We start from the raw sequence: 12,605 nt of genomic DNA on the forward strand, positions 1-12,605 counted from the left end.
TTATATTCCTTAGAGAGTAATAACTGAACCGATTGATAGCTCTGCTTGTGTATGAGCAAGTTTGTTTTTAAGAGGGAGACCGAACTCTTTCATCTCTATTTCAAACTCATCGTTGACTTGCGCTTGAATACCATCAGCAAAAGATAGAGTCGCTGTACCGAAATAATGGATATGAACATCCCCTGCTTTTAAGAATTGTTGATACTTAAAGTGGTGATATTCCAGATTTGCCAAGCTATGGCACATATTATCCTCACCCGACAAAAACTCTTTTTCCCAAATAATTTGTCCATCACGGCGCAAGCGGCTGGTTCCCACTAAATGTTTCGGTAATTCGCCTGTTCGTAAAGCTGGACCAAAACTACAAAAACGTAATTTTGAATGGGCCAGATATAAATAATTACGATGCTCCATTACATGGTCAGAATATTCATTACCCAATGCAAACCCGATTCGGTAAGGCTTTAAGTCTTCTCCAATCACATATAGGCCTGCGATTTCAGGTTCTTCGCCACCGTCTTCAGCAAATGGAGGTAAAGGTAATTCCGCTCCCGGTCTCACCACAATTGAACCGTCACCTTTATAGAACCATTCTGGCTGCGCACCGACCTGACCTTCTGGTGGACGACCCTTTTGTAGTCCCCATTGAAATATCCGCATAGTGTCAGTCACTGAGCTGTCATCGCTTAAATTTTGCTGATGCATTTTGTCGCGTGCTGATGCAGAACCTAAGTGTGTTAAGCCTGTGCCGGAAATTAAACAATGTGTTGGATCTGGATGGTCTAAAGGCGGCAGTACCTTTAAATCTGCTAATAAAGATGAATAATCATAGGTCTCTGATTCAAACCCTAATGTCTCAACTTGTTGCTCAAGTGAAACTTTATTGCGGATTGTCAAAAGTGCTAAATCACGAACCGATTGAATATTTTTAACCGGATATGCCATGTTGCCTTCTACTTTGGCAACGGCACGTTGATTTGCACGATTTTCAAATTGAATAATTTGCATGTTTTATTCCTTACAAAGGCTTTTGAATATTCACTGTTTGAGTTTTTTGACGTTCGAGCTTGGCATAGACGATGTAAGTCAAAATCAGACCAAAAAGCATGACGATAGATAAGAAATACAAGCCTGCAGCCATATTTCCTGTGTATTCTTTTAAAAGTCCGATGCCAAATGGCCCAACATAGCCACCTAAATTTCCGACAGAATTGATTAAGGCAATGCCAGCCGCTGCACTTGCGCCTGTTAGGAAACGGCCCGGTAATGTCCAAAACACAGCAGTTGATGAAAATAGGCAGAACGCAACCACAGCCAAAGCAGCCAACTGCATGACTGGAGAATTGAGCCAAGCACTTAAAAACATTGCACAAGCGCCCAGTGCGTAGAGAAAACTTAAATGTCCATAGCGATCATTTAGACGATCGGTACTACGTGGAATAATTAATAATCCAATAATTCCAAAAACGTAGGGAATGCTAGATAAGAACCCAATTTGAAGATCAGTACCGCCTCCAAACTGCTTGATAATAGAAGGCAACCAGAGATTTAAACCGTAAATACTTAAAGTCACTGGTAGGTAATACAATGCTAATAAAAGCACACGTTTGTCTTTTAAAGCATGAAGTGGATTGGCATGTCGAGTTTGATCGTATTCGGCCTCATCTTTAATAAGTTCATTTTTAAGCCATTGTTTTTGTTCAATGCTTAACCATTTCACTTTATCAATATTATCTGGTAACCAAAGAAAGGTAGGTAAAGCCAATAAAACCGCAGGTAATCCAACTGCCATAAATAACCATTGCCAACCATGTAAGTTTGCAATGCCATCCATTCCAAGTAATAGACCAGCTAAAGGCCCCGCAATCATCATGGCAATGGGTTGTGAAAGCACAAACATTCCCATAATTTTTCCGCGATGACGCACGGGATACCACTGAGTAATCAGGTATAAGACACCCGGAAAAAAGCCCGCCTCGGCTACACCGAGTAAAAACCGTAAGAGATAAAAGCTTTTTGGTCCCTCAATGAGCGCCATTGCCATGGTGATTAAACCCCATGTCAATAAAATGCGGGTAAACCATTTACGTGCACCAAATTTGTCTAAAAGCAAATTACTTGGAACTTCAAACAGAAAATATCCAATGAAAAATAAACCTGCTCCTAGACCATAGGCTGCATCACCAATTCCGACATCTGCACCCATGTGCAAATGGGCAAAACCAACGGCGGCACGATCAATGTAGGCCACTAGATATAGTATGACTAATGCAGGTATCAGCTTAAACGTGACCGTCCGTATTACATCCTTTTCGAAATCCATGTTCGACTCCATTTCCTATTATTTACTTATAGAGCATCTTGCTCGTAAATTATCCTTTCAATTTAAAATATAGTAATACTATTTAAATTTCAAACCTTTTAAAAATAAAATTTATGGTGTATTTTTGGTTTAATTAATTTAAATAGTAATACTATATAGGGAAATTTGTATGAATAACAAACAAGCTCTTCGTTCAGCTGCCTGGTTTGGTACAACGGATAAAAATGGCTTTATGTATCGTAGTTGGATGAAGAACCAAGGAATTCCAGATCATGAGTTTCAAGGTAAACCGATTATTGGGATTTGTAATACGTGGTCTGAACTCACACCATGTAATGCCCATTTTCGAAAAATTGCCGAACATGTAAAAAAAGGGATTTTAGAAGCTGGCGGCTACCCTGTTGAGTTTCCTGTGTTTTCAAATGGTGAGTCGAATTTACGACCTACCGCCATGTTTACCCGTAACTTAGCCAGTATGGATGTAGAAGAAGCTATCCGAGGTAACCCTATTGACGGTGTGGTGTTGCTAACAGGTTGTGACAAAACCACACCTGCATTATTAATGGGGGCCGCAAGCTGTGATATTCCTGCCATTGTAGTAACTGGTGGGCCAATGCTGAATGGTAAGCACAAAGGTAAAGATATTGGTGCTGGTACCATCGTTTGGCAAATGCATGAAGAGTTAAAAGCAGGCAAAATCGATTTAAATGAATTTCTTTCTGCCGAATCTGGTATGTCACGCTCGGCTGGTACATGTAATACCATGGGCACCGCTTCTACAATGGCGTGTATGGCAGAAGCTCTAGGTACTTCTTTACCACATAATGCGGCTATACCAGCGGTAGATTCTCGCCGTTATGTCTTAGCTCATCTTTCTGGCATGCGTATTGTTGATATGGTTCATGAAGATTTACGTCTGTCTAAAATCTTAACCAAAGAAGCTTTTGAAAATGCCATTAAAGTCAATGCAGCTATTGGTGGTTCAACCAACGCCGTGATTCACTTAAAGGCAATTGCTGGACGTATTGGGGTTGATTTACAACTTGATGATTGGAACCGTGTCGGCCGTGGCATGCCAACTATTGTTGACTTGCAGCCTTCGGGCCGTTTTCTCATGGAAGAGTTCTATTATAGCGGTGGCTTACCAGCCGTAATCCGTCGTATGGGCGAAGCCAATCTCTTACCACATCCACAAGCTTTAACCGTAAATGGTCAAGGCATTTGGGAAAATTGCCAGCAGTCACCTATTTATAACGATGAAGTGATTCGAAAAATAGACAACCCAATTCGCCACGATGGCGGCATGTGCATTTTACGCGGTAATTTAGCCCCTAAAGGTGCAGTGCTTAAACCGTCTGCTGCAACACCAGAACTAATGAAACATCGTGGTCGTGCAGTCGTATTTGAAAACTTTGATGATTATAAAACCCGCATTAATGATCCAGATCTAGATGTCGATGAAACTTGTATTTTAGTCATGAAAAATGCTGGTCCTAAAGGCTACCCGGGCATGGCTGAGGTTGGAAATATGGGACTACCTCCAAAAATTTTAGCCAAAGGCATTACCGACATGGTTCGTATTTCCGATGCACGTATGAGCGGTACAGCTTATGGCACGGTAGTGTTACATGTTGCCCCTGAAGCTATGGCTGGTGGGCCTTTAGCCGTAGTTCAAAATGGTGACTTTATCGAACTTGATGCTTATGAAGGGAAACTTCACTTAGAAGTCAGTGATGAAGAACTTAAGCAACGTCTTGAAACCTTAGCACCTCCAGCTCCACCAAGTTTTATTGGCGGCTACCGTAAACTCTATGTAGAACACGTTTTACAAGCAGACGAAGGTTGTGATTTTGATTTCTTGGTCGGCTGCCGTGGCTCTGAAGTTCCGCGTCATTCTCATTAATATTTGTTCTTGAAAAAGATGATCTTGTTAAAAGACAAGGTCATCTATACCATAGGATATTCAACGTGTCGTAATAGTAAAATATGAGTAAAGCTGACTATAAAAATCCTATTCCAAGCAAAAGCCAACATGCATTAATTGTTCAACAATTGGGATTAAAAATTGTTTCTGGAGAAATCTCGGAAAATGAAAAGCTCCCGAGTGAAGTTGATTTATGTGAGGAATATAAAGTCAGCCGCCCTGTCTTTCGCGAAGCAATTCGTGTTTTAAACGCTAAAGGCTTAACTTACTCAAGACCAAAAATTGGAACTGTAGTAAGGCCTAAAGAAGAATGGCATTTGCTCGATCCGGATGTATTGTTTTGGTTGATTCAAACGACGCCTGAACATGAGTTTTTTAAAACCCTTTCTACCGTACGACGCGTTTTGGAACCTGAGCTTGCTTATATTGCGGCAAGTACGGCAAACGAAGAAGATATTGAACGCATTAAACATGCCTATGATGGGATGGAAAAAGCGACAACAGTTGAAGAATTTATAGAGCCAGATATTCAATTTCACTTAGCAATTGCTAAAGCAACCCATAATGATTTGCTGGCTTATATGTCGAAAATGCTAGTTTTACCTTTACAACAATCAATTCAAGTCACCAGTCTACGCCCAAATTTACAAGGCCATTCGTTACCTAGACATAAAGCGATTTTAACCGCAATTGAAAATAAAGATCCGCTTTCTGCTCGCCATGCTTCACTTGTTCAGCTGGACGACACCAAAATGGCTTACGATTTAATTAAAAAATAATTTTTATATATTCATTACTTAAAGCCTGATAATTCAAAATAAAGCTATCAGGCTTTTTTATTTATAAATTAGAACACTTTTTTAACTGAGACAGTAAATGTCGAATCAATCGGGTTTGAAATGGGTGCATCGGGTTCACCATTACTATACTTCTTATAGAACCCATCTTTATCCCAAGCTTTGGTATAGGCTAAACTAGTAGTCCAGCCATCACCTAAATCTTTAATCAGCTCGACTTTCATATCCTGAAAATTAGCTTCCGAGAAATTTTTAATTCTTTCATAGCCATAATGAGCACCAAAAATCCAAGTCTCATTGATAGGCTGAGTAAAAGTTAGATCTAAATAAGTTGTTCCTCGTGAACGTTTACCTGCTGGGCCACCCATCGTATCGGAGTTATAGCCTGCATAATCTGGGGTATAGGTAATATAATATTTAAATGTCAAAGGTCCATAACCAATTTGAGGTACAATTTCGCCATAGTTATAACTGGTACTCCCCGTTTCAGGCGTGCTTTCAGCTCCCGGATAGTAGTAATAAAAAACCGTCATTCCGGCCGAAAACTTATCGAAAGTTTTGATATAACCTGTATAAAAATCCCACTCAACTGAAGCATCTCTAAGATAGTTAGAACTTACATTCGATGCCCAAGTTCCCACAAATAATCCATTTGGATTGGTATAATCGAAACCTATTTGTAATGCCGGCTTGCCCCAAGTTTGTTGAAAACCACGTGATATATATTGACTTGCGAAGGTGACATTAGCACTGTATGGAGAAATTTTTTCTTGTTCATTTAATTGTTCAGCATGTACAACACCAGTAGATATAATGAGAGAAGCTATCCCTAAAATTTTTCTCATTCAATAATTCCTTTTAAATATTACCTATAATCTTAAAGTTTTAAAATAACATGATAATTCAATTTAAAACGTATTAAAAAGTTATAAATTTAGATTTCTCGACACTTCTTCTTGGCTATAGATCTCTTCAATACAATCTAAAATTTTAGGAATATAAGAACTTTGGTCCATGTTGCGCATGGATAGAGAAATAGGACTATAAGCTTCTAAGTCCAAGATATTTAAATAAGTTAAATTCTTCATTCCAATGTCACAGGCGCTTTCAGGAATAATACAAATACCCTCTCCAGATGCCACTAAGCCAAGTGCCATATGAATTTCGCGGACTTCAGTCAGTTTGGCAGGAACAAGACCTAATTTGGTAAATAAAGCTTGAATAGTGGTCGAAAAATTCGGCTTAGGTGTGGTTGGATAAGAAAAAATTGTCTCATTAATAATTTGAGATAAATAAATTCCTGACTCTTGCAACTCACTTAAAGGATGTTTTTTATGAATCGCCAGTTTTAATTTTTCTTTTCGAAGTAAAAGTCTCTTAATGGCAGGATCACTAATTGGCAATCGGCCAAAACCTAAATCAATTTTTCCTAACTTTAAAGCCTCGACCTGATCTCGTGTACCACATTCAATAAGCTCGACATGAATATCAGGGTTTTTTTGTCTAAATAGATAAATGACCTGCGGTAATCGCCCATAAAGAAGCGAACTCACATAACCTACTTTAACGACGTTCTCGACTAACTTCATTTTTTTAGCCATCGAAGCAGCTTGAGCCGTATGCGTTAAAATCTGAACAGCATGTTGGTAAAAAAACAGCCCTGCCTCTGTCACTTTTAATGGACGTGAGCCTTTCACAAACAAATCAATACCCAATTCTTCTTCTAGTTTTTTGATTTGTCGCGTGAGAGGTGGCTGGGCAATAAAAAGCTTCTCAGCCGCTTTTGTGAGACTTTGTTCTTCCACAACGGTAACAAAATAACGTAGATGTCTTAATTCCATTAATATACCTTTTTAGTATCTTAAAATACCGTTCTATATCTATTTTAGGCTATTACATTCTTCTATGGTATGTAAACAAGTTTGAAATAGTTGAAACTTCATGTATAGAACCATAGAAACCATACTTGTGGATATTCCAACTATCCGTCCTCACCAGTTGTCTGTGACCACCATGCGCACTCAGACTTTAGTGCTCGTTAAAATTACGACCATGGATGGTATTGTCGGTTGGGGTGAAGCGACCACCATTGGTGGACTGAACTATGGTGAAGAAAGTCCTGAAAGTGTCAAAGCCAATATTGATACTTACTTTGCACCATTACTCGCATCAGTTAAAGATTTAAATGTGGCTCAAACACTAAAACTGATTCGTAAGAATATTAATGGTAACCGTTTCGCGAAATGTGCCATTCAGACCGCCCTACTTGATATTCAGGCAAAACGACTAGGCGTGCCATTAAGTGAAGTTTTAGGTGGCCGTCTGCGTAATAGTTTACCTGTACTTTGGACGCTCGCGTCTGGCGACACAGAAAAAGATATTGCTGAAGCTCGCAAAATGATTGAGCTAAAACGTCATAACACGTTCAAACTCAAAATCGGTGCACGACCTTTGCAACACGATGTTGATCATGTGATTGCAATTAAAAAAGCATTAGGTGCAGATATTAGTGTACGTGTCGATGTAAATCGTGCATGGTCAGAGCTGGAATGTATTCAAGGTATTCAGCAACTCCAAGATGGCGGGATTGATTTAATTGAACAACCTTGCGCTATTCAAAATACTGAAGCGCTTGCTCGTTTAACACGCCGTTTTGATGTCGCAATCATGGCTGATGAAGCTTTAACTGGTCCTGACAGTGCGTACCGTATTGCAAAAAGTCATGGTGCAGATGTATTTGCGGTGAAGATTGAACAATCAGGTGGTCTGATCGAAGCATGTGAAGTTGCCAAGATTGCAGGTTTGGCTGGAATCGATCTTTATGGCGGCACCATGCTTGAAGGTCCTGTAGGTAGCATTGCTTCTGCTCATGCGTTTGCAACCTTTGAAACATTAGCGTTTGGTACTGAATTATTTGGTCCATTATTGCTTACCGAAGAAATTTTGAAAGAACCGCTACGCTACGAAAACTTTGAATTGCACTTGCCAACGGCTCCAGGCTTAGGTATTGAAATTGATGAAGATAAAGTCGAGAAGTTACGTCGTTAAGGCAACAGGATAAGGAGTTTCCCATGTTATTTCATGTACGTATGGATGTGCATATTCCACTTGATATGCCAGCCGACAAAGCAAATGAAATTAAGGCCGTTGAAAAGGCTTATTCGCAAGATTTGCAACGCCAAGGTAAATGGCGTCACATCTGGCGAGTTACAGGCCAGTATTCAAACATCAGTATTTTTGATGTCGAGAGCAATGAAGAATTGCACAACATTTTACAGGGATTACCACTTTATCCTTACATGAACATCGAAGTGATGGCACTCAATCGCCACCCTTCTTCCGTTCGTGATGATGATTCGTAATCCAAAAGATTTTTTTAAATGTGATCCCTGAAGTCCATTTAAAAACCAAGCAGATTATTCAGAAGGTAACAAGGAATGTGGCGGCACTTATTCGCTAGCAAAACAAAATGCCCGCAACGCTGCCACCCAAAACCGTATTGCATACTTAAGGAGCTTTAGTATGAACCGTCAACAAATTGATGCGCTTGTAAAACAAATGAATGTCGACACTGCAAAAGGCGAAGTCGATGCACGTGTTCAACAAATTGTAGTGCGCCTTCTCGGGGATTTATTTCAAGCCATCGAAGATTTAGACATCCAACCTTCAGAAGTATGGAAAGGTCTGGAATATTTTACCGATGCTGGTCAAGCAAACGAACTTGGACTTTTGGCAGCTGGCTTAGGTTTAGAGCACTATCTTGATTTACGTGCAGATGAAGCGGATGCAAAAGCTGGTGTTACAGGTGGCACACCTCGTACCATCGAAGGCCCACTTTACGTAGCGGGTGCGCCTGAATCGGTTGGTTTTGCACGTATGGATGATGGTACTGAAACAGGCAAAATCGATACCTTAATTATTGAAGGTACTGTGACTGATACTGATGGCAATATCATTGAAAATGCTAAAGTTGAAGTATGGCATGCCAACAGTTTGGGTAACTACTCATTCTTTGATAAGTCACAATCTGACTTCAACTTACGCCGTAGTATTTTGACTGATGCTGATGGTAAGTATGTGGCATTAACCACAATGCCAGTAGGTTATGGTTGCCCTCCAGAAGGTACAACTCAGGCCCTTCTTAACAAGTTAGGCCGTCATGGTAACCGTCCATCTCACGTTCACTACTTCGTTTCTGCACCAGGTTACCGCAAGCTTACAACTCAATTCAACATTGAGGGTGATGAGTACTTGTGGGATGACTTTGCCTTCGCAACTCGTGATGGCTTAGTTGCAACAGCAGTTGATGTAACTGACCCAGCTGAAATCCAACGCCGTGGTTTAGATCACGCTTTCAAACACATCACATTTAACATCGAACTTGTTAAAGATGCTGCTGCCGCTCCTTCAACTGAAGTTGAACGTCGTCGTGCTAGCGCTTAATTGAAAGTATATGTGAGTTGAAAGTTCGCTTTTGACTCACAAAATTTATTCCATTTATTACTACCCTTAAGAATTTAAATAAATTTTTAGCGGTAGTAATACATCACGTTACCTCATGCTCTAAGGTTTCTCACATGATTGACAAAAGTAAGTCCTCACTAAGCGAGGCACTATCGCAGATTAAAGATGGTGCAACCATTCTGATTGGTGGTTTTGGTACCGCAGGACAACCCGCTGAACTCATTGACGGACTCATTGAACTGGGTATTAAAGATTTAACAATTGTCAGCAATAACGCCGGTAATGGCGATTATGGTCTGGCTAAACTGCTTAAAGCCGGTTCGGTTAAAAAAGTAATCTGTTCTTTCCCGCGTCAGTCAGACTCTTATGTGTTTGATGAACTGTACCGTGCCGGAAAGGTCGAGCTTGAAGTGGTACCACAAGGTAATCTGGCTTGTCGTATTCAGGCAGCCGGTATGGGATTAGGTGCTGTGTTTACCCCAACAGGTTTTGGAACACTTTTAGCTGAAGGCAAAGAAACCCGTGAGATTGATGGGAAAGATTACGTACTTGAATATCCGATTAAGGCTGACTTTGCCTTAATTAAGGCTTACAAGGGCGACCGCTGGGGCAATCTGGTTTACCGTAAATCTGCACGTAACTTTGGCCCGATTATGGCGATGGCTGCGGATGTCACGATTGTTCAGGTGTCTGAAGTGGTTGAACTCGGTGGCTTAGATCCAGAACATATCATCACCCCAGGTATTTTTGTACAGCATGTTGTACAAGTAGCGCCCGCACAATAAGCAATAAGGAGAAATAACATGAGCTACCAGAAACTCAGCCGTGACCAGATTGCAAAACGTGTGGCACAAGATATTCCAGATGGTGCCTATGTGAACTTGGGTATTGGTTTACCAACCAAGATTGCAAGCTACTTACCTAACGACAAAGATATTTTTCTTCATTCTGAAAATGGTTTGTTGGCTTTTGGTCCACCGCCAGCGGCAGGTGAAGAAGACCCTGAACTCATTAATGCGGGTAAAGAGTTTGTGACCATGCTTGAAGGCGGCAGCTTTTTCCACCATGGCGACTCATTTGCCATGATGCGTGGTGGTCACCTTGATATTGCCGTGCTTGGCGCCTTTCAGGTGGCAGCAAATGGTGACTTGGCCAACTGGCACACAGGTGCACCGGATGCAATTCCTGCGGTAGGTGGTGCGATGGATTTAGCTGTAGGTGCTAAAAAAGTATTTATCACTACTGACCATGTGACCAAGCAAGGTGAGCCAAAGATTGTGGCTGAGCTGAGCTATCCAGTTACGGGTAAACACTGCGTTGACCGTATTTACACCGACCTGTGTGTGATTGATGTGACCAAAGATGGTTTAAAGGTGATTGAGAAAGTGGAAGGTCTTAGCTTTGATGAGTTACAGGCTTTAACTGGTGCAACTTTGATTGATGCCACTCAAGGGTAAGGTTTGCATAGCCAAAAACTATTACACAGTATTCACTATGGTGACAGGCGACATGGATGTCGCCCGTTGGACAGGGAGGCAAGGAAGCCTCCTCTGTTCAACAAAGGTTTTTGTTACTTTTGACCTTTCAAAAGTAAGGTATCGCTTATGCAACAGACTTACGGATATCACAGTAGATTACAGCCGTGATGCTATTCGTTGATATGAAAACTTATAAATCATCACAACAGGGTCTTATCTGTTTAAGCCAGATGCCACCAGCTAATTCGTGTCACTTTTTTAAAAAAGTAACCAAAAACCTTTGTTACTCAGACACAACCTCCCTGTTGTGCTGAGCAACACGGCGACATCCATGTCGCCACCACGAAATACTTACGGAGAATGGCTAAAAAGGCCTGAAGTAAAGGACAAAAGTTAGAATGAAAAACGCTTATATCATCGATGCCATCCGTACTCCATTCGGCCGTTATGCCGGTGGTCTTGCTCCTGTCCGTGCCGATGACCTTGGCGCTGTACCGATTAAAGCTTTAATCCAGCGTAACCCGAATGTAGATTGGGAACAGGTCGATGATGTGATCTATGGCTGTGCTAACCAAGCCGGTGAAGACAACCGTAACGTGGGCCGTATGTCAGCACTGCTTGCAGGTTTACCGTATCAAGTACCAGCAACCACCATTAACCGTTTGTGTGGTTCTTCACTCGATGCAATTGCCATTGCTGCCCGTGCCATTAAAGCCGGTGAAGCAAACTTGGTGATTGCAGGTGGTGTAGAAAGCATGAGCCGCGCACCCTATGTGATGGGTAAGTCCGACAGTGCTTTTGGCCGTAGCCAGAAGATTGAAGATACCACCATGGGTTGGCGTTTCATTAATCCTAAACTTAAAGAATTGTATGGTGTAGACACCATGCCCCAGACTGCCGAAAACGTCGCTGAACAGTTCAACGTTAATCGTGCAGATCAGGATCAGTTTGCCTTGGTGAGCCAACAACGCACCGCAAGCGCGCAAGCCAAAGGCTTTTTTTCTAAAGAAATCGTGGCAGTTGAAATCCCTCAGCGTAAGGGCGATGCTGTTGTGATTGATACCGATGAACATCCGCGTGCATCAACCACGCTAGAAGCTTTAAGCAAACTTAAACCTGTTGTCAAAGCAGATGGTTCTGTGACTGCGGGCAATGCTTCAGGCATTAACGATGGTGCAGCAGCTCTGCTGATCGCTTCTGATGAGGCAGTTCAAGCTTACAACTTAAAACCGCGTGCCAAGATCGTTGCTTCAACAGCAGTAGGTGTAGAACCACGCATTATGGGTTTTGCTCCGGCACCAGCCATTAAAAAATTACTTAAACAAGCCAACCTGACTTTAGAGCAGATGGATGTGATTGAGCTGAATGAAGCCTTTGCTGCACAGGCTTTGGCAGTTACTCGTGATTTAGGTTTACCAGATGATTCTGACAAGGTAAATCCAAACGGTGGTGCAATTGCTTTGGGTCATCCACTTGGTGCATCAGGTGCACGCTTAGTCACTACAGCCCTAAACCAGCTTGAGCAAACAGATGGCCGTTACGCCTTGTGTTCAATGTGTATTGGTGTAGGTCAAGGTATCGCATTGATTATTGAACGTGTTGAAGCACTTTAAGGAGAA

General features: G+C 41.5%; 12 protein-coding genes. 8 read left to right on the top strand and 4 right to left on the bottom strand.

What is annotated here, in order from left to right:
* Positions 1-9 precede the first annotated feature (9 nt).
* Positions 10-1,008 (bottom strand): AraD1 family protein, encoded by a 999-nt coding sequence (gene araD1 / locus ACS125_RS14095; RefSeq protein WP_443272830.1) that lies wholly within the window; start codon positions 1,006-1,008, stop codon positions 10-12.
* A 10-nt stretch (positions 1,009-1,018) separates the two neighbouring features.
* On the bottom strand, positions 1,019-2,323 hold the full coding sequence (gene abaQ, locus ACS125_RS14100) for a multidrug efflux MFS transporter AbaQ (protein WP_443272832.1): 1,305 nt from the start codon (positions 2,321-2,323) through the stop codon (positions 1,019-1,021).
* Between the two features lie 169 nt (positions 2,324-2,492).
* Between abaQ and ACS125_RS14105 the strand changes: the two genes are divergently transcribed.
* Positions 2,493-4,226 (top strand): IlvD/Edd family dehydratase, encoded by a 1,734-nt coding sequence (locus ACS125_RS14105; protein WP_443272834.1) that lies wholly within the window; start codon positions 2,493-2,495, stop codon positions 4,224-4,226.
* 83 nt (positions 4,227-4,309) lie between these two features.
* The gene (locus ACS125_RS14110; RefSeq protein WP_002113901.1) at positions 4,310-5,026 is read left to right on the top strand and encodes a FadR/GntR family transcriptional regulator; all 717 of its coding nucleotides are present in this window, start codon (positions 4,310-4,312) and stop codon (positions 5,024-5,026) included.
* 68 nt (positions 5,027-5,094) lie between these two features.
* Here ACS125_RS14110 and ACS125_RS14115 read toward each other — a convergent pair whose 3' ends face one another.
* Both ACS125_RS14115 and ACS125_RS14120 read right to left on the bottom strand, forming a co-directional pair.
* Complete coding sequence (locus tag ACS125_RS14115) at positions 5,095-5,889, bottom strand: TorF family putative porin (protein WP_443272836.1); 795 nt, start codon at positions 5,887-5,889, stop codon at positions 5,095-5,097.
* An 81-nt stretch (positions 5,890-5,970) separates the two neighbouring features.
* Positions 5,971-6,885: a LysR family transcriptional regulator gene (locus ACS125_RS14120; protein WP_130119255.1), complete on the bottom strand. Its 915-nt coding sequence runs from the start codon at positions 6,883-6,885 to the stop codon at positions 5,971-5,973.
* Positions 6,886-6,985: 100 nt separating this feature from the next.
* On the opposite strand from ACS125_RS14120, the gene ACS125_RS14125 reads away from it, so the two are divergent.
* The 6 genes from ACS125_RS14125 to pcaF all read left to right on the top strand — a co-directional run bounded on the left by ACS125_RS14125 (position 6,986) and on the right by pcaF (position 12,599).
* Positions 6,986-8,092 carry a muconate/chloromuconate family cycloisomerase gene (locus ACS125_RS14125; protein ID WP_238611486.1) on the top strand — a complete coding sequence of 369 codons (1,107 nt, stop codon included), beginning with the start codon at positions 6,986-6,988 and terminating at the stop codon, positions 8,090-8,092.
* 23 nt (positions 8,093-8,115) lie between these two features.
* Positions 8,116-8,406, top strand: coding sequence for a muconolactone Delta-isomerase (gene catC / locus ACS125_RS14130; protein ID WP_003651954.1), 291 nt, complete (start codon positions 8,116-8,118; stop codon positions 8,404-8,406).
* A gap of 160 nt (positions 8,407-8,566) precedes the next feature.
* Positions 8,567-9,487 carry a catechol 1,2-dioxygenase gene (gene catA / locus ACS125_RS14135; protein WP_061875030.1) on the top strand — a complete coding sequence of 307 codons (921 nt, stop codon included), beginning with the start codon at positions 8,567-8,569 and terminating at the stop codon, positions 9,485-9,487.
* A 134-nt stretch (positions 9,488-9,621) separates the two neighbouring features.
* Positions 9,622-10,293 carry a 3-oxoacid CoA-transferase subunit A gene (locus ACS125_RS14140; RefSeq protein ID WP_004792078.1) on the top strand — a complete coding sequence of 224 codons (672 nt, stop codon included), beginning with the start codon at positions 9,622-9,624 and terminating at the stop codon, positions 10,291-10,293.
* A gap of 18 nt (positions 10,294-10,311) precedes the next feature.
* Positions 10,312-10,965, top strand: coding sequence for a 3-oxoacid CoA-transferase subunit B (locus ACS125_RS14145; RefSeq protein ID WP_004792017.1), 654 nt, complete (start codon positions 10,312-10,314; stop codon positions 10,963-10,965).
* Between the two features lie 419 nt (positions 10,966-11,384).
* Complete coding sequence (gene pcaF, locus ACS125_RS14150) at positions 11,385-12,599, top strand: 3-oxoadipyl-CoA thiolase (RefSeq protein WP_443272840.1); 1,215 nt, start codon at positions 11,385-11,387, stop codon at positions 12,597-12,599.
* Positions 12,600-12,605: the final 6 nt, after the last annotated feature.

This window comes from Acinetobacter sp. PFS20 (assembly GCF_052261015.1).
Lineage (GTDB): Bacteria > Pseudomonadota > Gammaproteobacteria > Pseudomonadales > Moraxellaceae > Acinetobacter.

What these genes read in the sequence shown, in the direction of transcription:
- araD1 (WP_443272830.1), bottom strand. Translation starts at nt 1,008, where the DNA reads ATGCAAATTATTCAATTTGAAAATCGTGCAAATCAACGTGCCGTTGCC.
- abaQ (WP_443272832.1), bottom strand. Translation starts at nt 2,323, where the DNA reads ATGGATTTCGAAAAGGATGTAATACGGACGGTCACGTTTAAGCTGATA.
- ACS125_RS14105 (WP_443272834.1), top strand. Translation starts at nt 2,493, where the DNA reads ATGAATAACAAACAAGCTCTTCGTTCAGCTGCCTGGTTTGGTACAACG.
- ACS125_RS14110 (WP_002113901.1), top strand. Translation starts at nt 4,310, where the DNA reads ATGAGTAAAGCTGACTATAAAAATCCTATTCCAAGCAAAAGCCAACAT.
- ACS125_RS14115 (WP_443272836.1), bottom strand. Translation starts at nt 5,889, where the DNA reads ATGAGAAAAATTTTAGGGATAGCTTCTCTCATTATATCTACTGGTGTT.
- ACS125_RS14120 (WP_130119255.1), bottom strand. Translation starts at nt 6,885, where the DNA reads ATGGAATTAAGACATCTACGTTATTTTGTTACCGTTGTGGAAGAACAA.
- ACS125_RS14125 (WP_238611486.1), top strand. Translation starts at nt 6,986, where the DNA reads ATGTATAGAACCATAGAAACCATACTTGTGGATATTCCAACTATCCGT.
- catC (WP_003651954.1), top strand. Translation starts at nt 8,116, where the DNA reads ATGTTATTTCATGTACGTATGGATGTGCATATTCCACTTGATATGCCA.
- catA (WP_061875030.1), top strand. Translation starts at nt 8,567, where the DNA reads ATGAACCGTCAACAAATTGATGCGCTTGTAAAACAAATGAATGTCGAC.
- ACS125_RS14140 (WP_004792078.1), top strand. Translation starts at nt 9,622, where the DNA reads ATGATTGACAAAAGTAAGTCCTCACTAAGCGAGGCACTATCGCAGATT.
- ACS125_RS14145 (WP_004792017.1), top strand. Translation starts at nt 10,312, where the DNA reads ATGAGCTACCAGAAACTCAGCCGTGACCAGATTGCAAAACGTGTGGCA.
- pcaF (WP_443272840.1), top strand. Translation starts at nt 11,385, where the DNA reads ATGAAAAACGCTTATATCATCGATGCCATCCGTACTCCATTCGGCCGT.